General features: G+C 68.9%; 25 protein-coding genes and 2 tRNA genes. 10 read left to right on the top strand and 17 right to left on the bottom strand.

The window, feature by feature from the left end; translation table 11 throughout:
* Window positions 1–273: 273 nt before the first annotated feature.
* A complete protein-coding gene (locus ACTIFV_RS00005; RefSeq protein ID WP_439590751.1) occupies window positions 274–1,647 on the bottom strand; it encodes a ParB/RepB/Spo0J family partition protein in 1,374 nt (457 codons plus the stop codon).
* A gap of 266 nt (window positions 1,648–1,913) precedes the next feature.
* On the opposite strand from ACTIFV_RS00005, the gene ACTIFV_RS00010 reads away from it, so the two are divergent.
* Window positions 1,914–3,098, top strand: a complete 1,185-nt coding sequence (locus ACTIFV_RS00010) for a zeta toxin family protein (RefSeq protein WP_439590752.1) — start codon at window positions 1,914–1,916, stop codon at window positions 3,096–3,098.
* The gene (locus tag ACTIFV_RS00015) at window positions 3,095–3,655 is read left to right on the top strand and encodes a recombinase family protein (protein ID WP_439590753.1); all 561 of its coding nucleotides are present in this window, start codon (window positions 3,095–3,097) and stop codon (window positions 3,653–3,655) included. The genes ACTIFV_RS00010 and ACTIFV_RS00015 overlap by 4 nt, the downstream gene beginning before the upstream one ends.
* Here the strand turns inward: ACTIFV_RS00015 and ACTIFV_RS00020 are convergent.
* The 5 genes from ACTIFV_RS00020 to ACTIFV_RS00040 form a co-directional block, all read right to left on the bottom strand.
* Complete coding sequence (locus ACTIFV_RS00020) at window positions 3,652–3,873, bottom strand: hypothetical protein (RefSeq protein WP_439590754.1); 222 nt, start codon at window positions 3,871–3,873, stop codon at window positions 3,652–3,654. The two genes, ACTIFV_RS00015 and ACTIFV_RS00020, sit on opposite strands and share 4 nt — an antisense overlap.
* Window positions 3,870–4,139, bottom strand: a complete 270-nt coding sequence (locus ACTIFV_RS00025) for a hypothetical protein (RefSeq protein WP_439590755.1) — start codon at window positions 4,137–4,139, stop codon at window positions 3,870–3,872. Before ACTIFV_RS00025 ends, ACTIFV_RS00020 begins: the two co-directional genes overlap by 4 nt.
* 56 nt (window positions 4,140–4,195) lie before the next feature.
* Window positions 4,196–4,924: a hypothetical protein gene (locus tag ACTIFV_RS00030; RefSeq protein ID WP_439590756.1), complete on the bottom strand. Its 729-nt coding sequence runs from the start codon at window positions 4,922–4,924 to the stop codon at window positions 4,196–4,198.
* A 403-nt stretch (window positions 4,925–5,327) separates the two neighbouring features.
* Window positions 5,328–5,570, bottom strand: coding sequence for a glutaredoxin family protein (locus tag ACTIFV_RS00035; protein ID WP_439590757.1), 243 nt, complete (start codon window positions 5,568–5,570; stop codon window positions 5,328–5,330).
* A gap of 11 nt (window positions 5,571–5,581) precedes the next feature.
* On the bottom strand, window positions 5,582–5,746 hold the full coding sequence (locus ACTIFV_RS00040) for a hypothetical protein (RefSeq protein WP_439590758.1): 165 nt from the start codon (window positions 5,744–5,746) through the stop codon (window positions 5,582–5,584).
* 186 nt (window positions 5,747–5,932) lie between these two features.
* Between ACTIFV_RS00040 and ACTIFV_RS00045 the strand changes: the two genes are divergently transcribed.
* Both ACTIFV_RS00045 and ACTIFV_RS00050 read left to right on the top strand, forming a co-directional pair.
* Entirely contained in the window at window positions 5,933–6,535 is a 603-nt protein-coding gene (locus ACTIFV_RS00045; protein ID WP_439590759.1) for a helix-turn-helix domain-containing protein, read from the top strand.
* Window positions 6,528–7,661, top strand: coding sequence for a tyrosine-type recombinase/integrase (locus tag ACTIFV_RS00050; RefSeq protein WP_439590760.1), 1,134 nt, complete (start codon window positions 6,528–6,530; stop codon window positions 7,659–7,661). Before ACTIFV_RS00045 ends, ACTIFV_RS00050 begins: the two co-directional genes overlap by 8 nt.
* Window positions 7,662–7,858: 197 nt before the next feature.
* On the opposite strand, the gene ACTIFV_RS00055 is transcribed toward ACTIFV_RS00050, so the two are convergent.
* A tRNA-Ser gene (locus ACTIFV_RS00055) sits at window positions 7,859–7,950 on the bottom strand.
* A 103-nt stretch (window positions 7,951–8,053) separates the two neighbouring features.
* Here ACTIFV_RS00055 and ACTIFV_RS00060 point away from each other — a divergent pair.
* Entirely contained in the window at window positions 8,054–9,277 is a 1,224-nt protein-coding gene (locus tag ACTIFV_RS00060; protein WP_439590761.1) for a M23 family metallopeptidase, read from the top strand.
* Here the strand turns inward: ACTIFV_RS00060 and ACTIFV_RS00065 are convergent, their stop codons facing one another.
* From ACTIFV_RS00065 to serS, 5 genes are all read right to left on the bottom strand, one after another.
* On the bottom strand, window positions 9,278–10,579 hold the full coding sequence (locus ACTIFV_RS00065) for an LCP family protein (RefSeq protein ID WP_439590762.1): 1,302 nt from the start codon (window positions 10,577–10,579) through the stop codon (window positions 9,278–9,280).
* Between the two features lie 6 nt (window positions 10,580–10,585).
* Entirely contained in the window at window positions 10,586–11,860 is a 1,275-nt protein-coding gene (locus tag ACTIFV_RS00070) for an LCP family protein (RefSeq protein WP_439590763.1), read from the bottom strand.
* Between the two features lie 31 nt (window positions 11,861–11,891).
* A tRNA-Ser gene (locus ACTIFV_RS00075) sits at window positions 11,892–11,976 on the bottom strand.
* Window positions 11,977–12,094: 118 nt separating this feature from the next.
* The gene (locus ACTIFV_RS00080; RefSeq protein ID WP_439590764.1) at window positions 12,095–13,003 is read right to left on the bottom strand and encodes an HAD family hydrolase; all 909 of its coding nucleotides are present in this window, start codon (window positions 13,001–13,003) and stop codon (window positions 12,095–12,097) included.
* Window positions 13,000–14,265 (bottom strand): serine--tRNA ligase, encoded by a 1,266-nt coding sequence (gene serS / locus ACTIFV_RS00085; RefSeq protein WP_439590765.1) that lies wholly within the window; start codon window positions 14,263–14,265, stop codon window positions 13,000–13,002. Before serS ends, ACTIFV_RS00080 begins: the two co-directional genes overlap by 4 nt.
* 69 nt (window positions 14,266–14,334) lie before the next feature.
* On the opposite strand from serS, the gene ACTIFV_RS00090 reads away from it, so the two are divergent.
* From ACTIFV_RS00090 to ACTIFV_RS00105, 4 genes are all read left to right on the top strand, one after another.
* Window positions 14,335–15,363 carry a diacylglycerol/lipid kinase family protein gene (locus ACTIFV_RS00090; RefSeq protein WP_439590766.1) on the top strand — a complete coding sequence of 343 codons (1,029 nt, stop codon included), beginning with the start codon at window positions 14,335–14,337 and terminating at the stop codon, window positions 15,361–15,363.
* 25 nt (window positions 15,364–15,388) lie between these two features.
* Window positions 15,389–15,967 carry a hypothetical protein gene (locus ACTIFV_RS00095; RefSeq protein WP_439590767.1) on the top strand — a complete coding sequence of 193 codons (579 nt, stop codon included), beginning with the start codon at window positions 15,389–15,391 and terminating at the stop codon, window positions 15,965–15,967.
* A 50-nt stretch (window positions 15,968–16,017) separates the two neighbouring features.
* Entirely contained in the window at window positions 16,018–17,361 is a 1,344-nt protein-coding gene (locus ACTIFV_RS00100; protein WP_439590768.1) for a cryptochrome/photolyase family protein, read from the top strand.
* A gap of 127 nt (window positions 17,362–17,488) precedes the next feature.
* On the top strand, window positions 17,489–18,523 hold the full coding sequence (locus tag ACTIFV_RS00105; RefSeq protein WP_439590769.1) for an MsnO8 family LLM class oxidoreductase: 1,035 nt from the start codon (window positions 17,489–17,491) through the stop codon (window positions 18,521–18,523).
* 26 nt (window positions 18,524–18,549) lie between these two features.
* Here the strand turns inward: ACTIFV_RS00105 and ACTIFV_RS00110 are convergent, their stop codons facing one another.
* From ACTIFV_RS00110 to ACTIFV_RS00120, 3 genes are read right to left on the bottom strand one after another with little or no spacing between them, the layout of a single operon-like run.
* On the bottom strand, window positions 18,550–18,984 hold the full coding sequence (locus ACTIFV_RS00110) for a pyridoxamine 5'-phosphate oxidase family protein (protein ID WP_439590770.1): 435 nt from the start codon (window positions 18,982–18,984) through the stop codon (window positions 18,550–18,552).
* Window positions 18,981–19,940: a prephenate dehydratase gene (pheA, locus tag ACTIFV_RS00115; RefSeq protein ID WP_439590771.1), complete on the bottom strand. Its 960-nt coding sequence runs from the start codon at window positions 19,938–19,940 to the stop codon at window positions 18,981–18,983. The genes ACTIFV_RS00110 and pheA overlap by 4 nt, the downstream gene beginning before the upstream one ends.
* A gap of 41 nt (window positions 19,941–19,981) precedes the next feature.
* Entirely contained in the window at window positions 19,982–20,935 is a 954-nt protein-coding gene (locus tag ACTIFV_RS00120; RefSeq protein WP_439590772.1) for an EamA family transporter, read from the bottom strand.
* Window positions 20,936–21,007: 72 nt separating this feature from the next.
* Between ACTIFV_RS00120 and ACTIFV_RS00125 the strand changes: the two genes are divergently transcribed.
* Entirely contained in the window at window positions 21,008–21,925 is a 918-nt protein-coding gene (locus ACTIFV_RS00125; RefSeq protein ID WP_439590773.1) for a LysR family transcriptional regulator, read from the top strand.
* A gap of 17 nt (window positions 21,926–21,942) precedes the next feature.
* On the opposite strand, the gene ACTIFV_RS00130 is transcribed toward ACTIFV_RS00125, so the two are convergent.
* Both ACTIFV_RS00130 and ACTIFV_RS00135 read right to left on the bottom strand, forming a co-directional pair.
* Window positions 21,943–23,049 (bottom strand): Gfo/Idh/MocA family protein, encoded by a 1,107-nt coding sequence (locus ACTIFV_RS00130; RefSeq protein ID WP_439590774.1) that lies wholly within the window; start codon window positions 23,047–23,049, stop codon window positions 21,943–21,945.
* Window positions 23,019–23,726 carry a ThuA domain-containing protein gene (locus ACTIFV_RS00135; protein ID WP_439590775.1) on the bottom strand — a complete coding sequence of 236 codons (708 nt, stop codon included), beginning with the start codon at window positions 23,724–23,726 and terminating at the stop codon, window positions 23,019–23,021. Before ACTIFV_RS00135 ends, ACTIFV_RS00130 begins: the two co-directional genes overlap by 31 nt.
* Window positions 23,727–23,837: the final 111 nt, after the last annotated feature.

Genomic DNA, 23,837 nt, shown 5'->3' on the forward strand with positions numbered 1-23,837 from the left:
CTTTATGAGAGTGCTCTCATCTCGCGCCAGGGTAGGACGACGCGAGTGATGCACTTCCACTCCCCGGGTGCGGATTCCGCCCACCCATTCGCAAAGTTCGGCCGCTGGCTACGGCTTTTGCCAGCCACAGCACGCAGACGGGCTGCGAAGTGGGTTCCTCCGGGCCCACCCACGTTTGGTTGTTGAGCTCGCATGTCCTCCCTTTACAACCGCCCATCCGTCCCGGTCGCTATCGAGCGCAGACGTGCCCCCCCCGCTAAGCGTGGCCACGACTCACATTGGGCGGATGTTCAGCCGTCGTGCTTCTTCGCTGGCAACGGAGCTGCCTGCGGCGATCTGCTCGACAGTCGTGAGTGCGTAGCCCCAGGCGGCGAGGGTCTGCAGGTACCAGCCGACATCGGCGCGTGGGCTGCGCCAGGAGTCGCGTCCGGTGGTCCGTTCGATGCCGCCGAGGACGACGGCGAGGGCGACGTGTGTGGCGCGGGTGGGGTGCGCGTCGAGGTAGCCGGTGATGACGTCGCGGGTGCTGTCGTCGAGTCCGAGCAGCGAAGCGGCCCTGCTATTGCTGCGTTCCATGGATGCGCCGACGAGGTGTCGCGCCCGGGTGAGGCCGGTGGCGATCACGGCGGTCGCGTCCTTCGGGAGGGTCTTGCGGGAGAGGAGGGTGGTGATCCATTCGCGGCGGACGGTTTCGGCGGCGTCCCACTCCGTGTTGTTGGCGATGATCTGCTTCCGTTCGGCTTTCTGCTCGTCGCTCATCGGTCCGGCCTTCGGCTCACTCACGAGCACGTCGTCCCGCACGACCAGCCCCAATGCTTCCGGGTCGTCGACGTAGTACTCGGCTCGGGCTTCCCCGCCGTAGTACGTCGCGACGTGCACCGAGACGCCCTCCTTGCCTTGCACGTCGCCGGCGGTGACTCCGTCGCCGTCGGCGGTGGTGAGCATCCGCAGCCGGTACGGAGTTTCGTTCCACCCGGGTCGGTCGTGGAGGATCCGGTGTCCCTTGGCGGCTTCCTCCTGCTCGACCCGCGCCTTCGCCTCCCGCGCGACGCGCTCCTGGCGTGCGCGTTCGACCGCGACGGGGAAGTACCCCGGCTCGGTGGTCGCGGTGCGGGTGAGTTCCTGCACGGTGTCGTCGTCGCCGTCGAACTCGAGGAGGGTCGCGGCCTGGTCGAGGGTGATCCCGTGTTCACTGACGAGGGCAGTTGCGGTGTCTCTGGCGGCGACCGTGAGGCCGGTCTCGACCCGGTCGCGCTTGGTGCCGGTCTTGCGGGCGATCGCGGTGACCGACAGGCCGGCGAGTTCCATTTGCCTCCACGCGGCGACGCGGTCGGTGTCGGTGAGGGCGGTGCGCTGCTCGTTCTCGACCATCTGCTCCACCAGTCGCCGCGCCTCATCTTCCGTGTCGGCGTCGACGAGGTAGACGGGGACGGTGGCGATGCCTGCTTCGCGGGCGGCGAGGGTACGGCGCTGTCCGGCGCGGACGTGCACGGTGCCGCCTTGGTCGCGCCAGCCTAGGAGCGGGGTGAGCACGCCGTTCTCGCGGATGCTGTCCACGAGTCCCTTGTCGGTGGTGGCGAGGGTGCGGACGTTGGTCTCGATCGCGAGGGTCTGCGGGTCGAGGTGTTCGAGGATTCCGGTGGTCATTTCTTCTTCTTCCTTGTGTTGTTTGCCGTGAAGGCACGCAGTGCCGAGGGAGGAAGGTCGGGTGGAGCGCAAGGGACCGTGGAATACCGGACGCAGCGCAGCGGAGGAGGATATGCCGCGAAAGCCCTTGCGCGCAGCCCGGCCGCCGGTACGATGCCGAAGGCTTCACGGCAAACAACAAACGCGCGACTCTCTAGGTGGGCGACCCCGTTGACCCGAAAGTCCTGGGACGACCGATTTCGGGTGAGTAGAATCGCGGCGGAGGGATGATGCGAGTAGCTGTGCCGTCGTGGCGACCTGGGGATGCCGTCGCCTACGACGAACTGCTGACCAGATCTTTCGTCGTTGGCGACGCGACGGAACAGGATCCGATGTGGTCGCGCGCGCTCGGCACGAACGGATTCGATCGGCGCGCGGTGACGGCGATGGCCGAGGAACCCCTCTCGCCTCGTGTGGAGCGATCAGACCGACCGTTCGACTCTGCGCGAGTTCTTGCGGACGAGATCCTTCCGATCCTGTTCGCAGGAGCTCAAGCCTCCGACACACCCCGTCTCGTCCTCCTGAACGGCCTGGCCGGTTCAGGCAGCGCACGCGCGATCGCACAGCTCGTCACCGAACGAACGGACGGCATCGCGGTCGTGTCACCCGCCATCCTTCGCCGGCTCATTCCAGAATCGGAATCCACCGGCTCCGACATTGCCGTCGATGCGAACGCGATCGTTGCGGAGTGGCTGAGCGCGTGCCTGCGACACGCGCGCGACAACCACCTCCCCCTGCTCGTCGATGCGCCCTTCCGATCAGCGGACGCGACCCTCGGCCTCGCGAAGAACTTCGCGAGTCAGAACTTCGAGCCCGTGGTGGCCGTCGTCGCCGTATCACGCGCCGAGAGCCTCATGGCGCAGACATCGGCAGCGCTCCGCTCCCCCGGGCGCGAGGTCCCCACCGTTGCGATCGAGGCACACAACCGAGATCTCGCACAGACCCGCGCCACGCTCGAAGCATTCGCGCAATCATCGACAGAGGCCCGTGTGGTCGTCCTCGACCGGAACGGTACCGCCCAGTTCGACAGTGCTCAGAGCGCCGAGAGGACAGGCGCGGTCACCGCTCTTGACCGCGCTGCGGGGTCGCGGATGTCGACCTTGCAGGCGACGCAGTGGCTCAGCGAGCTGCGCCACATCACGGAGTTCGTGAAGAACCCGGCCACCCGCCGCAGGGACATGACCGACGCGGTCATCGCGCTGAACGACCTGGCCCTCCGCGACGTCATCCCCCGTCTTGCGCTGCCCACCGGCTCGCCGGTGGCGAAGATGCTCGAGACCCGGATCGCCGGCGAACTGCAGCCGTTGCGTGAGGTCGCACACAAGCGTCCCCGCCGTGATGTCGACGTCGAGCGCGGCACGGGTCCGGCCGTTCCTCCCCCGTCGCCTGACCGGTCGGGTCCGTCCCGGTGAGCAAGGTCGTCGGGTACACACGCGCACTGCTCGAGGACGACACCTCCGCCGACGCCGCGGCACTCACGTCGTCGGGCGCGGCAATCGTCTTCACCGACACGTCACCCGACGTCCCCACAGCGTTCCCCGAGCTCGAGCGGTGTCTCGCCGAGTTGAGCGAGGGGGACACGCTCATGGTCACGGCAGCGGTACGACTGGCACCCTCGTCCACGCGATTCGTGAAGATCGTCGCAGCCCTGCGGGCGCGTGGCGTGCGATTCCGCTCACTCGGTGAGACGGCGCTGTCGACGGATGCCGGCCCGGTCGATGCGGCGGAGGTGTTCGCGGCGCTCGAGTCGCTGCGGGTGGACCTGGCGCGCGTGCGAGCACGGAAACGTCTCGGCGAGGACGGCGCGTCTGGTCGTCGGCGCGGACGGCCCTCGGTGGTCACGCCGGAGCGGCTCGCGATCGCGGTCGAGCTGCGACGGCACGACAGGTCACTGGCACATATCGCTGGAGTGCTCGGGGTGAGCGCCAGCGCGGTTCAGCGGGCGCTGGCTGATCCGCCTCGTGACTAGCCGGTGAGGACCGCAGCCGACTCGACGGCTGTCCCTACGACTAGACCGGCCATGGCGGCCAGAGCAACCAGCGCAGTCAGAGTCAGGAGCAGCCGTCTCGCATGGCGACCGTGTCCGCGCAGTCCGGCGACGGCGACCGCCGGGAGCATCACGACGATCCCCGCGGGGAGCAGGACGGTGCAGACCATTGCGAATGGTGCGACGGTGTCGACGTTCATGGCGTCGCCTCCTCCGGCGCTACGAGGTCGGCCAGCGCGCTGTTGAAGGCGACTCGGTGGCTGGTTGGGTCGACGATGGTTTCCTGGACGAGGTGGCGGAGTCGCTCGAAGGTCTCGGGCTCGATGCCGCGGAGGGGCTGGATGCACCAGTCGACGTCTTCGTCGATCGTGTATCCGGGCTCGGTGGCGGCCTTGTCGGCGCGGTAGGTGAGTGCGGCGACTCCGACGCGGAACGTCGCGGCTTCGGCGTTGGCTCGATCGATCATGGTGATCTCCTTGGTTGCGATTGTGGCTGAGGTGGCGGACAGTGCGCGAGGTGAGGTCATCGGGAGAGTCCTCCGGAGTGCGGTGCGGCGCCGGGGGTGTGCGGCGCTGCGGGGTCGGGTCTGGGCGGGCGTCGGCGCCCTGTCCGCAGTTGGCTGTTGATGCGACGTGCGATCGCATCCATCCGCGCTTCCTCCTCTGCCTCCTGCGCTGCCTGCTTGGTGGCGTGCCGTTCGTCCACGAGTTGATTGACGCTGCGTCGCGTTACGTGGGAGGTCAGCCGCGCCTGCGTGTCCTGCTGGGTAGCGAGGAAGTGGGACGCGCGGGCACGCGCGCAGTCGCGCGTCCATCGCGCGATCAGCTCGGGAGGAGTGGGCAGCCCCGCGCGGTTGGCGTGTAGCCGCTCGTCGGAGAGGGGGTGTGTGAAGAAGGCGTTCGCGGCGGTGCGATGCTCCGCGCGCTCGGCAGTCGTGGTTCGGTGACGACGGTACGGAGGAAGACCCGCGTCGTGGCGGCGACGCTCGCGCATGCGGTACTGTCGCTGGCGGTCGCGTGAGGCGATACGGGCGGCCTTGCGCTGCGCGAGGATCCGTTCCCGGTTCGCGGCATAGTACGCGCGCGCCTTGTCACGGAGTTCGGGGGCGTTGTCGCGGTAGTGTGCGCGCAGCTTCGCGTTCTCGCGATCCTTATTCCGATCGCGCCAGCGCTTGTTGCTCTCCCGCCGCTGAGCGAGATACCGCTCGGGGTCCTTGATCTTCTGCCGCTCCCGCCAGATCCGCGTCGCCATCGCAATCCGATCCCGGTTCTCGAGATAGTACCGCCGCCCGTTGACGCGACGACGCTCAACGCGGTCCCGTTCCTGACGAGCCTCCGCGGCGCGGCGACGCCTGTACTCGCGGTTGCGTGCGTTCTCACGCTCGCGGAACTGCTCGTGATAGCGACGGTGGTACTCGCTCACATGCTCGGCATTCCGCCGGCGCCATTCGCGCTTCCACGCGTTCAGTTCGTCGCGGTGCTGCTCCCGATATGCACGGCTTTGTTCCCGCACGCGATCCGGATTCTTCTTCCGCCACACACGTTGCGTCTCGCCCGCTCGCTCGCGGTCGCGCTCGCGCCCGGACAGTTGAGACTCGCGTGACGGCTCACCGCTCGATATCGCGCTCTCGTCTCGGGGAGAAGGCTCTGGCTGGTCAGACATGCCGCGTCGCCAGTTGCTCGATCAGGTCGGGGCGGAAGCCGCTCCAATGGTGTTGATCGTCATCGTCCACGACCACGACAGGAGCTTCGCTGTACCCGAGGTCGTGGGTGATCCAGTCGCGCGCGGCGCTGTTGGTGTCGTCGCGCAGATCGATGACGGTGTAGTCGAGCCCTCGATCATCGAGACAACGACACGTCAATGTGCACCGCATGCACGACGGACCGGTCGAGTACACGATGATGTAAGTCATCGCCGACCGCCCAGGTTGGCGATCTTGGGGTTGCATGTAGTGACCCCGGAGTCGATCCACTGGCGGATCGCATCCAAGTCGTAGAACACGCGACGGCCGACCTTTACGAAGCTCGGACCGCGGCGGTAATGCCGCCAGATGGTGAGAGTGTTCTCGGTCATCCCGGGCAGCATTTCGCACACCTGCGCCGGAGTGACGTACGTGACCTTTCGTGGCGAGCTCTGAACCTTGGGCACGTCGCCCTCCTTTGCGCATTAGCTCCGCGTTTCATCCTTAGTGTGACATTATTTGATACACTCGGCAAGACCGATCCGCGAAACCGCATCGCGATTAGGCAAACTAAGGGGGTGAAGGTAGACGTGAGTACTCCCGAGGGCACGCCCATGACCGTGGACGCGGCCACTACGGCCGTCGGATCGGCGTTGCGGATCGTCCCACAGTTCGTCGCTCGAACGCACCTCGACGACCTCGATGTCGACGTCACGATCCAGAGCACCTACTCCGCGGAAGCTGGCCGCTACGTCGTCAGCCAGGTCTCGACAAGCGCAAGCGAAGCCGGGACAGATGTGAATCTGAACGTGCTTCGCAAGCTGCCGATCGGCTCGATCGTCCAAGCTGCGGCACCGCACTGCATCGCGTGGACGCTCGACGACGAGAGCGATCCGAAGGCCGAGTGGCTGACTGTTGCGGCGCTCTCGACAAACGATGAGCGCGTCATTCCAGCTTGGCTCGCCGAGTCCGTCGTCGCGCCCGGGAACGAACAGGCACGCATGGAGGTCGTCGAACTGCTCTACGGCGCCAGTGCTCTCGCCGGCATCGCCCCGGTCAAGACCATCGCGGACGAACTCTCCATCCCCCACCGGACCGCCTCCGACTGGATCAGGCGCGCACGGGCGGCAGGACGACTCGAAGGCATGAGGTACCACGTCGGCCGAAAGGCGAATGGCTAGCATCCATGCCTACAGGACGCGCGACGGACGTCGCTATCTAGTTCGGTATCGCAACCCTGATCGCAGCCAAGCGGCGAAACGGGGGTTTCGCACAAAGCGCGAGGCCGAGCAATGGCTGGCAGATCTTGAGTCCCAGCGCAGCCGCGGGACCTACGTTGATCCACAGGCCGGTCGCGCTACCGTGGGGATGCTCGGTGAGCACTGGATGCGGGCAAAGCAGGCGTCGTTGAAGCCTTCGTCGTATGCACCCGTCGAGACTGCCTGGCGTTTGCGCGTCCAACCCAAGTGGGGCAACTGGCCGGTCGCGGACATTCGATTTACAGACGTGCGGGCTTGGGTTGCCGATCTCAGGCGTGAGGCGGGGGCGACAGTGGTCCTTCGGACGCTCGGGGTTCTGGCGGGCATTCTGGACGACGCGGTCCAAGACGATCGCATCGCACGCAATCCCGCTCGAATCGGAGATGTGGGTAGGCCCAAGAAGATCCGTTCTCCGCACACCTACCTCACCCACAAGCAGGTGCAGGCACTCGCGACCGCTGCTGGCGACAGGCGACTCGTGATCTTGATGCTCGCCTACACCGGCATCCGGTGGGCGGAGCTTGCAGGACTCCGAGTCGGCGACGTCGACCTGACGCGTCGTCGCATGACCATCAGCGTCAATGCGGTCGAGGTCGACGGTGAGATCCATGTAGGGACGCCGAAGTCCAACCGCAATCGAGTAGTACCCATCCCGGGCTTCCTGGTCGCAGAGCTCACAAGCACGTTCGCCGGCCGCAAAGTCTCATCGCTGGCCTTCCCCGGGCCAAACGGCGACTACATGCGCCGGGTCCGCGCGAGTTCAGGATCCAAGTCCTGGTTCAAGACAGCCATCAAAGAGGCTGGCGTGCCGTCAATGACCCTCCACGACCTCCGCCACACCGCCGCATCTCTCGCAGTCCAGTCGGGCGCAAACGTCAAGACCATTCAGCGCATGCTCGGGCACAGCTCTGCTGCCATGACCCTCGACGTCTATGCAGACCTTTTTGATCACGACCTCGACGCTGTCTCCGCGGCCCTCGACGGTGCAGTGCGTGACGCTGGCTACCAAGCTCCCACTGCGCCAAGCGGCACGTCCCTCGGGCTGTAGCAGCGGGCGCAACAGAAATCGCTTCTGGCACGACGCGTCTAGAGTCGGTTGAAGCGGTGGGCCGAACCGGGCTTCAACGACCGCAGAACAGCGGCGCGAGAACCAGTTGTTCCCATTTTGTTCCCACGCGGCGCCGTCGGATGATCTCAGATGGCTCGACTCCCCAGTGGTTTCAAGGGAACTAGCGGTGGATCTCGTGGCGGAGACGGAGGGATTTGAACCCTCGGTCCCCTTACGAGGACTCCACCTTAGCAGGGTGGTGCACTAGGCCTGACTATGCGACGTCTCCAGGCATCCGCCGCTCGAAAGCGTGCGCATGCGCCCAGCAATCATAACCGCTCGGCGACCGGTACTCTAACGGCGCAGCGGTGGTGCCGGGCATACTGGGCCGCATGGCTCGATTCGCTCGCGCGGTCGCTGTGGCCGCAGCATCCATCCTTCTCCTCGCCGGCTGCACCGCGCCGGCTGCCGACGAGACACCGTCGCCGACTGCCGCACCGGCTGCGCAGACGGTCGAAGACTCGTTCACGCCTGTGCTCGCCCAGACGCTCGCCGTTCCACGCGGGCTGCCGACGAGCGACGGACGCGTGCATGTCGCGTACGAGCTCCTCCTGTCGAACGTCACGACCCAGACGGCGACGGTCGAGCAGATCGATGTCGTGGACGAGAGCGGGGATTCCGTGGCGACCCTCGACGGAGATGAGGTGACGGGGTGGATGCACGTGTCGGGCACGACCGCGCCGGGTCGAGTGATCGGCCCGGGCCAGAACGCGCTGGTGTGGCTCGACGTCGTCGTCGACTCGATGGACGCGCTCCCCTCGCGGCTGACGCACGACATCACGTTCGCATTCGAACCCGGGGCGCCTCCGGTGATCTCGAACCGGATGACGGAGCGCGTCGCTGAGACCGAGGTCGATCGGTCGGCGCCGATCGTGATCGGACCGCCCCTGCGCGGGCCGGGCTGGCTCAACGGCAACAGCTGCTGCGCGGTCACACCTCATCGTGGCGCCGTCAACGCGATCAACGGCAGCTTCCACGCGCCCGAGCGATACGCGATCGATTACGTCCAGCTCGACGCAGACGGGTCGTTCGTGACGGGGCCGATCGACGAGCTCGAGAGCTACCCCTACTTCGGAGCCGACATCGTCGCCGTGGGCGACGGGCCCATCGTGTCGATGCGGTTCGATCTGCCCGAACAGACTCCGGGCGCCAACCCGACCGGTCTCACGCTCGACGAATACGGCGGAAACCACGTCGTCCAAGACCTCGGCGACGGCGTGTACGCCTTCTACGCGCACCTCCAGCCCGACAATCCCGCAGGTGTCGAGGTCGGTCAGGTGCTGAAGAAGGGAGACGTCCTGGGCCTGCTCGGCAACACGGGCAACACCGACTCGCCGCACCTTCACTTCCACCTGATGGATTCGCCCAGTCCGCTCGGCTCGAACGGCATCCCCTTCGTCTACGACACGTATGAGCTCGAGGGAACGATCTCGGCGGCTGAACTCGACGAGAAGATCGCGGCCGGCGGTCCGTTCGCGATCGACGCCGCAGGAGCAGGTTCCCAGACCGACCTCTACCCGATCTGGCTGACCGTGACGGGCTATCCCGAAGGCTGACTACTGCTGCGGGCGGGTGCAGGTCACCTGTGCGGCCGTCTGCCCGGCGATGATCGACGGCAGCTCGACACGGTCCTCGGGGACGACGGGGTCGACCGGCGCGGTGGTCTCGCCCGGGGTGGCCGACGGATCGGGCGTCGCCGTCGGGGTCGGCTTCGCCGCCTCGCCGGTCACCTCGACGCCCATCCCCTGGCTCGCCTCGCCCGTGAGCGTCAGGGCCTTGTTCTCGCGCAGGGCGGCGAACAGGACGTCGGCGGCGTCGGTCACGGGCAGGACGCGGCTCGCTCCATCGCCCGACGCATACCGCGTGGGGTACTGCAGGAACACGATGTCCTCGTACGGCACGTCCTTGACGGCCATCGCGATCTGGACCATCAGCGTCGGGTTGGTGAGGGACTGACTGAGCGTGAGCTGGCCCGCCGACACCTGCGAAAGCAGAGCGGTCGCGAGGTTGAAGAGCACGGGCGGGTTCGCCAGCACGGCGTCGCTCTGGAGCTTGCGCACCATCGACGACATGAACTGCTGCTGGTTCGAGATGCGGCCGAGGTCGGAGCCGTCGCCGATGCCGTGGCGCATGCGCAGGAACTGCAGCGCACTCCACCCCATCAGCGTGTGCTGACCGGCGGCCAGGCTGAGGCCGGTGTGCGGGTCGTTGACATCGCCGGCGACGCACACGTCGACACCGCCGATGGCGTCGGACATGTTGATGACGCCCGTCCAGCGGATGGATGCCGCGAACTGGATGTTCTCGCCCGTCAGAGCCTCGATCGTCTTGACCGTGCATGCGAGTCCGCCGTACATGTACGACGCGTTCAGCATCTGCGCGCTCATCGCGGAGTAGTCGCCGCTCCCGTCTTCGCGGGGACAGGCCGGGATCGGCACGATCATGTCGCGGGGGAACGACACCACGGTCACGCGACGGGGGTTGTCGGAGATGTGGAGCAGCATCGTGACGTCGTTGCGCTCGCCGGCCGTGTCGCCGTTCTGGCAGGCCGCCGAGATGTTCGCGTTCGCACCCTCGCAGGAGTCGGTGCCGACGACGAGCACGTTGACCCCGCCCTCGATCGCGCCGATCGACGGCGGGAGCACCTCGTCCTCATCGAGGACGACCGCGCTGGCGACGGCCGAGTTCGCGGCATCCCACACGGCGTACGCGCCGACGCCGACCGAACTGATCGAGACCACGCCGACCACGACGAGAAGGAAGGCGAGCGCGGTGCGCAGCGGATGCCGCGTCGGCAGCTCGCCGTGTCGCGCAAGGGGTGCACGGCCCGTGCGTGCGGGCCTGTCGTTCGAAGTCATGTGCCGTCAGCCTCTGAGGTTTCCGGCCGAACACGTCTCGTCCGCGGCAGTGGTGCCCGGGATCGAGTTCGGAAGCTCGACGGCCGTCTCGGTCGGGGGTGGGGTCTCTGTCGACCCCGGCGTCGGGGTCGGAGCGGGTTCGGCGGGTGCGCTCGGCTCGACCGTGATGACTCCGCCTCCACGGTTCGGGTCGTTCGTGACGCTGAGCGGCACGTTCGCGGCGAGCGCCGCCCACAGCTGATCCGCTGCGGCGTAGTTCGGTACGACGCGGTTCGGATCGGCGGGATCGGCGTTGACCGGATACTGCAGGAACACCATCTGGTCGAACGGGACGTCCTTCACGGCGAGGGCGATCTGCACGAGGGTGAGCGGATTCGTCAGGCTCTGGCTCGGCGTCACGTTGTCGACGGCGGTGGTGGCGAGCTTGTAGAGCGTCGGAAGGTCGGTGAGGACCTCTTCGCTCACGAGCTTGCGCGCGAGACGTGACATGTACTGCTGCTGGTTCGAGATGCGCGCGAGGTCGCTGCCGTTCTGCAGACCGTGGCGGGTGCGCAGGAACTGGAGAGCCTCGACACCCGCGACATTGCGGGGTCCGGCGGGCCAGTTGATGCCGGTGTAGCGGTCGCGGATGCCGCCGTTGCCGATGCAGACCTCGACACCGCCGATCGCGTCGGTGATGTTGATGACGTTGCCGAAGCTGACCTTCGCCGCCATCGGGATGCTCTGACCGCTGAGCGCCGAGATCGTCTTGGCGACGCAGGAGAGGCCGCCGTACGACCAGGCCGTGTTGATCTGCTGCTTGCTCATCTCGGACGTCGTCGAGCCGTCCGCCCGTGTGCACGAGGGAATCGGCACCATGAGGTCGCGCGGGAACGACACCACTGTCACCCGACGCGGATTGTTCGAGATGTGCACGAGCATGTTGACGTCGTTGAGCTGGCCGCCGGCATCCGCCCCCGTGCAGCGGTCGCCGAAGTAGCCCGCGTACTCGGGCTCGCACTCGTCGGTGCCGACGATGAGGAGGTCGACACCCGTCTCGATCGCGCCGATGTCGGGCGGCACGGCTGCTTGCCCCTCGAGCGGGACGGCGTCTTCGGCGTAGCTCTGCGTCAGATCGGTCAGCGCGTACGCCGCGACGCCGAAGCCCGAGACGAGCACGACCGCGACCATGACGCCCACGACCTTGAGGAGGAAGGACAGCGGATGCGGCGACTTCAGCGATCCGTGCCGCGCGAGGGGTCGACGACCACGCCGTGCGGGCTTGGTCGTCGTCTGGCTCACGGGGTCCTCTCGGGGCAGGGGGCCGCTACAGCGGAGGGTGTGGGATTCGAACCCACGGGACATTGCTGCCCACTGGTTTTCAAGACCAGGTCCATCGGCCGCTCGGACAACCCTCCCGATCGTGCGCACGCGCACGGTCGAACAGTCGTCGAGTCTAACCGACAGCCCTGTCGGCCCATTGTTCCAGCCACGGCTGAGGAAGCTCTGAAAGGCACGCCCGGAGCGCGCCGAGCCTCACAGCTCCCGCAGCACCGCCGCGACCCCGCCTGCCTCGACCGAGAGGGTCGTCTCGCCCGCGGCATCCCGCACCTCCTGCGGACCCTGCTCCATCGCGACCGCGCGTCCGCCGTTCTCGAGCGCCCAGCGGAACATGCCGAGGTCGTTGCGCCCGTCACCCATCACGAGCACGTGCGCGGGGTCGAACCCGAGCTCGGTGCGGACGAGCTCGAGACCCGTCGATTTGTCGACGCCCTGCGGCGCGATGTCGAGCCAGGCGGTCCAGCCGACGGCGTACGACACCTGATGGAGCCCGATCCGCTCGACGAGCTCGACGAAGTCCTCGGCGCCCTGCTCGGGCGCGACGACGACGATGCGGCAGACCTGCTGCATCCCCAGCTCCTCGAACCGCACCTGCCGCGCGTTGGTGAGCCTCCAGTCCTGGAGGTACTCCGTGTAGAGCCGCTCGCCGTCGGGGAGCTCGACGAGGTAGCGCGCATCGGGCAGGTGCTCGCGCAGCAGCGTCAGCACGTCGGCCGGATCGAACGTCTCGATGTGCCAGCGCTCGTACTGCAGGTCGTCCGCCCCGACGCGAGCGAGCACGACGGCGCCGTTTGAGCACACCACGAACTCGGGGGCGATTCCGAGCGAGCGGATGATGTCGCGCGTGCCCTCCCAGCTCCGGCCCGTCGCGATCATGACCTCGTGCCCCGCGCAGTGGGCGTGTGCGATCGCGTCCACGACCCCGGGACTCAGGCTCTCGTCCTCGAGCAGGACCGTGCCGTCGATGTCGAGCACGATGAGCAGGCGCTCCGTCGGGACACTCGGGTCGTCGGTGTCTCGCGCGACCCGCTCGACGATCTTGGCGGCCTTCCTGGCCTTCACGACCTCGATGCCGCCCGTCGGGGGCAGGTGCGCTTCCGTCACGCGGTCGGCTCCATGACTTCGAGGCCGCCGAGGTAGGGCCTCAGCACCTCCGGCACCGCCACCGAGCCGTCGGCGCGCTGGTGCGTCTCGAGCAGCGCGACGATCCACCGCGTCGTCGCGAGCGTGCCGTTGAGCGTCGCGACGGGCTGCGTCCTGCCGCCTTCGGGCCGGAAGCGGATGTCGAGCCGTCGGGCCTGATAGGTCGTGCAGTTCGACGTCGACGTGAGTTCGCGATACGCGCCCTGCGTCGGCACCCACGCCTCGATGTCGTACTTGCGAGCGGCGCTCGACCCGAGGTCGCCGGCCGCCACGTCGATCACCCGGTACGACAGGCCGAGGTCCTGCAGCATCCCCTCCTGCATCTCGACGAGGCGCAGGTGCTCGGCCTCGGAGTCTTCGGGGGTCGTGTAGACGAACATCTCGAGCTTGTTGAACTGGTGCACCCGGATGATGCCGCGGGTGTCCTTGCCGTACGAGCCGGCCTCGCGCCGGTAGCAGGTCGACCAGCCGGCATAGCGCTTCGCACCCTTGCCCAGATCGAGGATCTCTCCCATGTGATACCCCGCGAGCGGGACCTCGCTCGTGCCGACCAGGTACAGGTCGTCGTCTTCGAGGTGATAGACCTCGTCGGCGTGCTGACCGAGGAATCCGGTGCCCTTCATGACCTCGGGGCGCACCAGGGTCGGCGGGATGATGGGCGTGAAGCCGTGCTGGAGCGCGCGGTCGAGCGCGAGCGTCATGAGGGCGAGCTCGAGCCGGGCGCCGATGCCGGTGAGGAAGTAGAAGCGGCTGCCCGAGACCTTCGTGCCGCGCTCCATGTCGATCGCGCCGAGCTTCTCGCCGAGGGCGAGGTGATCGAGGGGCTCGAAGTCGAAGGTCGGCGTGCCCCCGTGCGTGCGGAGTGTGACGAAGTTCTCCTCGCCGCCGGCCGGAACACCGTCGATGACGATGTTCTCGACGCGGGCGAAGGCGGCGTCGGACGCTTCTTCGGCCGCCGCGACGGCGTGCTGCGCCTGCTTGACCCGCTCGCTGAGCTCCTTCGCCGCGGCGACGAGCGCCGCCTTCTCGTCCTTCGGCGCCTGGGCGACGCGCTTGCCGTGGGCGTTCTGCTCGGCGCGGAGCTCCTCGAATGCCGTGATGGCCGCTCGGCGGTCTCGATCGGCGGCGAGGGCGTCGTCGACGGTGTCGGGCGACTCGCCGCGCGCTTCCTGCGAGCGCTTGACCAGCTCGGGATTCTCACGGAGGAGTACGGGATCGATCACCGGTCAAGTCTACTGAGGGCCTGGAACAGCCGAGAGCGCGGCCTCGGCATCCGGGGCTATCGTTTCACCATGACGCCTCCCCCCGCCGATTCGCCCGACGTCGGCGGCACCCGCACGGACGATCGCCACGCGGCTCTCGTCTACAACCCCATCAAGGTGGACGTCCCGGCGCTGCGGGATGCCGTGTCGAAGGAGTCGAAGGCGGCAGGGTGGGGCGATCCCCTCTTCTACGAGACCACGGTCGAAGACCTCGGCGACGGCGTCACGAAGGAGGCCCTCGAGGAGGGCGCCGATGCGGTCCTCGTCGCCGGCGGCGACGGCACGGTCCGCGCGGTGTCCGAGGCGATGGCGGGCAGCGGCGTGCCGCTCACGATCGTGCCGAGCGGCACCGGCAATCTGCTGGCCCGCAATCTGCGGCTTCCGCTCACCGATCGCCAGGCGATGATCCGCGCGACGTTCGACGGCGATTCGCTGACGATGGATGTCGGACTGGCCGAGCTCCGTCGCGCTGACGGCTCACTCGACAAGCACGCGTTCGTCGTCATGGGCGGGATGGGTCTCGATGCCGCGATGATCGCGAACACCAACCCCCAGCTCAAGAAGTCCGTCGGCTGGGTCGCGTACGTCGACGGCGCGGCGCGCTCGCTCGTCAACGCCAAGCCGTTCCGGATCATGTACCAGCTCCCCGGGCGGCGCCTGCACAGCGCGCGCATCCAGAGCGTGCTGTTCGCCAACTGCGGTTCGCTCCCCGCGGGGCTCGAACTCGTGCCCGACGCGTCGGTGACCGACGGATCGCTCGACGTCGTGATCTTCCAGCCCAAGGGCGCGTTCGGCTGGCTCTTCGTCTGGCGCCGCGTCGCGTGGGACAACAGCGTGCTGCGCAAGACCAAGACGGGGCGACGGATGCTGGCACTGCGCACCAAGGACAACTCGGTGCTCTACTCGCGGGGCGACGGCATCGACCTCGCATCCACGGATCCCAAGCCCGTCCAGCTGGACGGCGACGAGTTCGGCGAGGCCGTCGCCGTCCGCACGCGCATCGATCCGGGCGCTCTCATCGTCGCGGTGCCGCGCGGGCACGACGTGACCGGGCTCTAGCCCTCGGAGCCCTCAAGATGGACACATGAAGACGTTGCGCACGATGGCCCTCCTGGCGGCGGTCGCGATCATCGCGACCGGGTGCACCGCGACGACCACCGACGCCGAGTCGGCAAGACCCACGCCGACTCCCACTCCGACTCCCACCCCGGCGTGCATCGTCGGTGCATGGTCCGTCGGCGCCGACCAGCTCCAGCCGATCTACGACGCCCTGCCGAGCGGTCTCGAATATCCCGCAGCGGTCATCGATCCGTCGGCGTCCGCGAGCATCGACTTCGCGGCGGACGGCACGTTCTCGTTCACGCAGAACGTGCCGACGTCCGTCACATGGCTCGGCCGCACCGCCGCGGTCGCCCTGGGCGGCACGATGTCGGGCGACTACACCGCCGACGACGAGAGCCTCGCGCTCACCGCGCGCGAGAACGGGCTCACCGTCGTTCCGACCGACGACGGCACCGCCAGCGCGATCTTCGCCTCCGAGACGGCCGAGACGCTCGCCGAGTGGCCGGTGTCGGCATCCTCGTTCACGTGCACCGGTGACGCGCTCGTGCTGCACCTCGGCACCGAGGGGTACGCCGCATCCGTCCCCTTCGCACGCCGGTAGAGCCTGTCAACCCCGCCTCACCCGTGCGGACGGGTCGACAGAATGGGCTCATGACGTCGACCATCGTGTGGTTCCGGGACGATCTGCGTCTCGCCGACAACCCGGCGCTGCGAGCGGCCCTGGACAGCGACGAGCCCGTCATCGGTCTCTACGTCCTCGACGAGGAGTCGCCCGGCATCCGTCCGCTCGGCGGAGCCGCGCGGTGGTGGCTGCACCATTCGCTGGCGTCGCTGGGTGAGCGGTTGCGTGAACGCGGGTCGACGCTCGTGCTGAGGCGCGGGGCCGCCGAACGGGTCGTGTCCGAGATGGTGCGGGATGCCGGCGCCACCGCCGTCTTCTGGAACCGCCGCTACGGCGGACCAGAGCGGGAGATCGACACCCGCATCAAGACGGGGCTGCGCGACGACGGCATCGAGGCGCAGTCGTTCTCGGGCTCGCTGCTGCACGAGCCCTGGGAGGTCAAGACCGGCGGAGGCACGCACTTCTCGGTCTTCACGCCGTTCTGGCGCGCCTGCCTCGCCCTGCCGGCTCCGCGGGCGCCGCTGCCCGAACCGCGCGAGATCCCCGGGCCGGGCCGGGCTCCGGCATCCGACGCCCTCGACGAGTGGGGACTGCTGCCGACCAAGCCGGATTGGGCGGAGGGTCTCCGCGAGACCTGGGAACCGGGCGAGCCGGCCGCCCGGCAGCGGCTGCGGGAGTTCCTGGCGGACGACCTCGGCTCGTACGACCGTGCCCGCGACGAGCCCTCGGCGGGAGCGACGTCACTGCTGTCGCCGCGGCTGCGGTGGGGCGAGATCAGTCCCTACACGGTCTGGCACGAGGCCGTCGAGGCAGGCGGAGGCGGACGATTCCTGTCCGAGCTCGGCTGGCGCGAGTTCGCGTGGCACACGCTCTTCCACTTCCCCGACCTCGCGGAGAAGAACCTGCGGCGCGAGTTCGACGCGTTCCCGTGGCCACGGCTCAAGCCGTCCCACCTGCACGCGTGGGAGCGCGGGCGCACGGGCATCCCTCTCGTGGACGCCGGGATGCGGGAGCTCTGGCACACGGGCTACATGCACAACCGCGTGCGGATGGTCACGGCATCCTTCCTCATCAAGAACCTGCTGGTCGACTGGCGGCGCGGCGAGGAATGGTTCTGGGACACGCTCGTCGATGCGGACGCTGCCAACAATCCGTTCAACTGGCAATGGGTCGCCGGCTCGGGAGCGGATGCCGCGCCGTACTTCCGCATCTTCAACCCCGAGCTGCAGGCGAAGAAGTTCGACCCGAAGAGTCGCTACATCGACGAGTGGGTCCCGCAGGACGAGCGTGTCGAGCCGATCGTCGATCTCGCCGAGTCCCGGAAGGCCGCGCTGGAGGCGTACGAGCACGTCAAGCGCGCGCCCCGCGGCTGAGTCCCTCCACCGAATGCACGGGTTCGCATCGAATGGACGACCCCGCGCATGTCGTGAGGTCGTGCGTTCGCCGCCAAGCCGTGCATTCGCGGAATAGCGCGGATGCGACGACGGGTTGTGCGTGAGGATGAATGCTTCACTCTCCGTCCTCGACCTCGTGCCCGTGCGCGCGGGGCAGTCCAGCGCCGAGGCGGTCGCGGCCTCCCTCGCCGTCGCGCAGCGCGCCGACGAACTCGGCTACGCGCGCTACTGGTTCGCCGAGCACCACAACATGCCGGCGGTCGCCTCGACGACCCCGCCCGTGCTCATCGCCGCGGCCGCGGCTCGCACTCGGCGGATCCGCGTCGGATCGGGCGGCGTCATGCTCCCCAACCACTCGCCGCTCGTGGTCGCCGAGCAGTTCGCGGCGCTCGAAGCCCTCGCGCCCGGGCGCATCGATCTCGGCATCGGCAGGGCACCCGGGAGCGACCCGGTGATCTCGCAGCTGCTGCGCCAGAGCGGCACGACCAGCGACGTCGAGCGATTCCCCGACAACATCGCCGACATCCTGTCCCTCGTGTCGGCCGACGGTGCGACCGTGCGGTTCACCTCGGGCGGCACCTACGAGGTGCGCGCGACGCCGGCCTCGACCACGGTCCCCGAGGTGTGGCTGCTCGGCTCGAGCGACTACTCGGCGCAGCTCGCAGCATCCCTGGGACTCCCCTACGTCTTCGCGAACCACTTCTCGGGCGAGGGCCTCGAACGGGCACTCCAGCTGTACCGATCGCAGTTCCGCGCGGGCGTGATCGCCGAACCGCGGACCTTCCTCACGGCGAACGCGATCGCGGCACCCACGGCCGAAGAGGCCGAAGCGCGCGCGCTGCCGCAGCTGCGGATGATGGCGCGGCTGCGCACCAACCGCCCGCTCGTCGCGCTCGAGACCGTGGAGCAGGCGATCGCGGGGGCAGCCGACTTCGACGGGCTCGCGGAGTCGATCATGGCCCAGTCGCGGTCGAAGTGGTTCGTCGGCACCGGCGAGACGGTGCGCGCAGAGCTCGACGAGTTCGCGGCACGTCACGGCGTCGACGAGGTCATGATCTCGCCCATCGCCGGGTCGTATGCCGACGAGGGAATGGATGCCGCGCCCGGCCGCATCCAGACGCTCGAACTGCTCGCATCCTGAGCCCTCACCCGGTTCGGGGCGGGGCGCTACCAGGCGATGAGCTTCTCGGGCGTGAACTCGATCACGGTGGAGTATCTCTGCGCCATCGAGGCCGCCGTGAGCTCGAGGCCCCGCAGCCCGTCCTCGTATTTGGCGGTGTAGTCGTCGCCGATGTCGGCGACCCACTCGATCGCCGCGTCATCGTGCAGCACCGCCGTGCCGCGCAGCACGGTGAGCTGCTCGCCGTCCGCCCCCGCTTCGAGGTGCAGGGCGACCTTGTCGTCCGTGCGGATGTTGGCGACCTTCGCCGTCTTGGGCTCGCTGAAGACGATGGCCTTGCCCTCCAGCCAGAGGAACCACACGGGAACGGCGTGCGGGTAGCCGTCGCGCCCCGATGTCACGATCCAGGCGATCTTCTCGGACTCCAGGCGCGCGAGCGAACGCAGGTGCACCTGGTCATCGGGATCGAATTCGAAGCTCATGATTCGGGCTCTCCGCTCAACAGGCCGCGCAGCCAGTCCCGCGCTTCGACGAAGACGTCGTCGGAGTACCGGTCGGGATAGTGCACGACGGCTCGGTCGGCTCGCGGGTACGAACCGAGGAACACGACCTTCGGGCTGAAGCGCCTCAGGCCGAGGAGGGCATCGGCCATGCGCTCGTCGTGCACGTGGCCGTCGGCGTCGATGACGAACCGGTAGCGCCCGAGGGCGTCTCCGATCGGCCGCGATGCCAGCAGCGAGAGGTTGATGCCGCGCGTCGCGAACTGCTCGAGCATCTCCATCAGGGCACCCGGGTGGTCCTCGGGCAGCTCGACCATGAGCGACGTCTTGTCGGCGCCGGTCGGCGGCGGTGGGGCGACCGTGCGGCTGACCAGCACGAAGCGCGTGAGCGCGTTGGCGTTGTCGCCGATCCGCTCGGCGAGGAGCTCGACGTCATGATGCTCGAGGATGCCCGGCGGCGCGATCGCGGCATCCGCCTCACTCGTGCCGTCGAGCAGTCCCACGGCGCTCGCGACGTTGCTCGCCGCGGGGACGTGCGCGTGCGACGGCAGCGTGCGCGTGAGCCACTGCAGGCACTGGGCATAGGCGACGGGGTGCGCCGCGATGAGCGACACGTCCTCCAGTCTGGTGCCGGGCCGCGCGACGAGCACGAAGTCGACGGGCACGAGGTACTCCCCGACGATCCGCAGGCCGCCGACGGTCGCGAGGGCGTCCTGCGCCGTCGAGACACCGCCGTCGACCGAGTTCTCGATCGCGATCATCGCGGCATCCGATCGCCCCTCGACGACGTCGGCGAGCGCCTCTCCCACGTTGCGGACAGGGCTCCAGCGCTGCCCGCGCGCTTCGGGCACCTGCGCGAGCGCCGCCTCTGTGAAGGTTCCGGCAGGCCCGAGGAAGCTGTACGTGCGGATTCCGGATGCCTCGGGCTCGACAGTCACGCGGTCCAGCCTAGTCACGGGCGGACGGTGCCGTGTCGGACTCAGCGACGAGCGCGCTCGCGCGGGGCGGGAGGCCGCTCCTGCTCGGGCAGCGGGGCCGCGAGGTCGGGCAGCGCGGCTCGCGCGGTCCTGCCGCGGAGGTTGGTGACGAGCACCCCGGCCACCAGCACGACGCCGCCGACGGCCTCGGCGATCGTGGGGATCTGTCCGAGCAGCAGCGCCGCGGCGATCATCGCGACCACCGGCGCGAGGAGCACCCACGGGACGACCGCTGCAGACCTGTTGCGCGCCAGGAGGCCGTTGAAGATCGTGTATCCGACGAGCGTGCACAGCAGGCCGGTGTAGAGGGTCGACAGCGCCGGACGCCATCCGAACGCCGCGAGTCCCTCGGCGATCGCCGCAGGCCCCTCGAAGGCGAACGAGAGCGCGAGGGCGGGAACCGGCACGACCAGCGCCGCCCACACGGTGAGCGAGAGCGCGCCCAGGCGCCCTCGTCCGCGGCCGACGCCGGCGCGACGGGAGATGACGTTGCCGATCGCCCATGAGAGCGCGGCCGCGAGCGCGAGGACCACGGCGATCGCCGGCGCGTCGCCCCCGCGCCCCGCCGCCACGACGGCGAGGCCGATCACGCCGATCGCCACGCCGACGGTCTGAGGCAGGGTGGGGCGCTCGCGCAGCACGCCCGCCGCCAGGACGATCGTGAAGACCGCCTGCGCCTGCAGCAGCAGCGCCGCCAGTCCGGGCTGCAGGCCGAGCGCCAACGACGAGTAGAGCAGTCCGAACTGGCCGAGGCTCATGAACAGGCCGATGCCCACGACGGCTTTCCATGACGCCTTCGGTCTCGGGACCACGACGACGGCGGCCGCCACGACAAGGAAGCGGATCGCGACGAAGAGGAGCGGGGGGATGCCGTCCATCCCCCAGTCGATCACGACGAAGTTGAAGCCCCAGAGCGTCGCGACGGAGGCGGCGAGGATCATGTCACGACGGGTCATGCATCCAGTTCATCCCGCCCCCGGATGAAGGACAAGCGATGGTTTATCGCGATCATTCGGTAGCGTGGCTGCATGATCGATCTCGAGGCCGTCATCTCGCTGCGTGCCGTGGCGATGCAGGGCAGTGTCGTCGCGGCCGCGACGACACTGGGCTACACGCCGTCGGCGGTCTCGCAGCAGGTGAAGCGGCTCGAGAAGGAGACCGGCGTGGCGCTGCTCGAGCGGGCCGGGCGCGGTGTCGTGCTGACCGAGGCGGGCACCCGGCTCGTCGTGGCATCCACGCCGATCCTCGCCGACCTCGAGCGCCTGCGCGCCGACCTCCACGTCACGGCCGCCGAAGACGCCCGCGTCGTGGGCGAGATCCGCCTTGCCGCGTTCTCGACGGTCGTCCGCGGGCTCATGACGACCGTGCTGACCGATCTCGCCGAGCGGCACCCGGGCCTCGCGCTCTCGCTGCGCGAGAGCGAACCGTGGGAGTCGATCGCTCTGGTGGCTTCGGGTCAGCGGGACCTCGGCATCGTCCACCGTTGGGGCGGGGTCGCGCTCGCGATGCCGGACCAGGTCGTCGCGACTCCGCTCTTCACCGATGCCGCCGACGTCATCCTGCGCACGGATCATCCGCTCGCGACGCGCGATGTCGTGCACCCGGAAGAGCTCGCGGGCGAGAAGTGGGTCGCGACGTTCGAATCCACCATCTGCCGCCAGTGGCTGCGACGCCTGTTCGACGGCGTCCCCAACGCCCCGCGGATCGTGCACGAGTCCATGGAGTTCGAGAATCACCTCGAGCTGGCGCGCGCCGGTCTGGCGGTCGCGCTGATCCCCCGGCTCGGCCGCGGAGAGCTCGGACCGGGAGTCGTGGCGATCCCGACGGCGGGACCGGCCTCGACGCGGGACGTGCTCGCCATCCATCGCCGCACGCAGGCGGACTCGCCGGCCCTGCGCGCGACGCTCGACAGCGTCATCGCGCACGCGGCGCACCTCGCGAGCTGAGCCGGACGCGACGTCCGTCAGGCGAAGCGGAGCCATTCGTCCCGCGGGGTGAGCGGGACGAGCGCAGGCCGCACGGCCGTCGACTCGAGGGTGACCCGCGAGCCCGAGCGAGCCGACGCGAGGAGCGCCGTCATCGCTTCGAGCACGTGCAGCGCCAGTGCGCCCGCCGCGCGGGCCGGGCGATCGGGCGTCGCCGTGACGAAGTCGATGAGCCCGACACCCCGCGCGCTGTCGGCGTACCCCGCCGACGGGGCGAGGGTGCGCCAGTCGGGGTCGCCGGTGCGGATGAGCCGCACGTCGCCGGCGAACGTGTTCGGGTCGGGCACGACGAGGCTGCCCTCGTCGCCGTGCACCTCGATCGGCGCCGCCGTCGTGCGCGTCGCGTCGAAGCTCGTCGTGAGGGTCGACAGGACGCCGCTCTCGTGCTCGAGAACCCCCGACACGTGCGTCTCGACGTCGACCTCGATGATCTCGCCCGCGCGCGGCCCGCTGCCGATCGTGCGGGTCGTGCGGGGCGTGCTCGCGGAGCCGACGACGGAGCGGATCGGGCCGAGCAGCTGCACGAGCGCCGTCACGTAGTAGGGACCCATGTCGAGAAGCGGGCCGCCGCCGGGGCGGTAGTAGAAGTCGGGATTCGGATGCCAGCGCTCGTGCCCCGGCGTCACCATGACCGCCGTCGCCGCCGTCGGGCGCCCGATCAGTCCGTCGTCGATCGCGACGCGCGCGGTCTGGGTGCCCGTGCCCAGCACGGTGTCCGGCGCGCTGCCGAGGCCGCGTCCGGCGGCCGTCGCCGCGGCGAGCATGTCCAGAGCCGCAGGCAGGTCGGCAGCGAGCGGCTTCTCCCCGTAGACGTCCTTGCCGGCGGCGAGGGCTGCGAGGGCGATCTCTGCGTGGGCCGCGGGGATGGTGAGGTTGAGCACCGTGTCCACGTCGGGGGATGCGAGCAGTTCCGCGACGGTGAGGGCCGCGGCATCCGGAAGCCTCTCCGCCAGCGCGTGCGCGCGCGACGCGTCGAGGTCGGCGACGGCGGCGATGCGGATTCCCTTCGCGAGCGCGAGCGTGTCGAGGTACGCCGCGCTGATCGCGCCGAGCCCTACGATGCCGATGCCGTGCGGCTGACCCACAGGATGCTCCTCTCGACGATGGTGCGGACGTGCTCGTTGCGCAGCACGTCCGGACTGTGGCCCGGGGTCGCGACGGCGATGCGACCGCTCCCCCAGCGGCGCGTCCACACGGCGGGGGTGGTGAGAGCGCGCTGCCAGGGATGCCACGCGGGGGCGGGATGCGTCGTCGTCGCGAGCACGTCGTTGAGCTCGTCGGTGAGCACCCAGTACTGCTCGGTCTCGAGTTCGAAGTCCGGGATGCCGCGGGTGATGGGATGCTCGCGACCGAGGTCGGTCATCTCGACCGTGTAGCGCAGGAAGTTGTCGGTCTCGGCGCCGATGACCTCGTCGGGGTGCTTGCTCGGGTGCGTGGCGAACTGGCCGCCCACGAGCTGCAGGTAGTCCGACGATGCGCGGAACGAGTCCGCGATGCCGCCGTGCCAGCCGGTCAGGCCCGTACCCGCGGCGACGGCGTTGCGCAGGCCCTCGAGCTCGGCGCGTTCGATCGTCGACATCGTGACGGACTGGACGATGACATCCACCTCCGACATGACAGCGGCGTCGGCGTAGACGGCCGGCGACGGCTCGATGCGGATGTCGTAATCCTGCGCCTCGAGGAAGGGGACGAACAGGTCGGTGCTCTCGACGGGCTTGTGTCCTTCCCATCCTCCGCGGACGATGAGCGCCTGCTTGCTCACGATGTGATTCCTCCGTCGATCGGGGCGCGACGGCGCGCCGTCTACATCGTTGCATGCCGCCGGGCCCGTCAAGGTCGCGACATCCGCCCTCGAAAGCGGCAGACTGAAGCC

Source organism: Microbacterium sp. (assembly GCF_051860965.1).
In the GTDB taxonomy this organism is placed as follows: domain Bacteria; phylum Actinomycetota; class Actinomycetes; order Actinomycetales; family Microbacteriaceae; genus Microbacterium.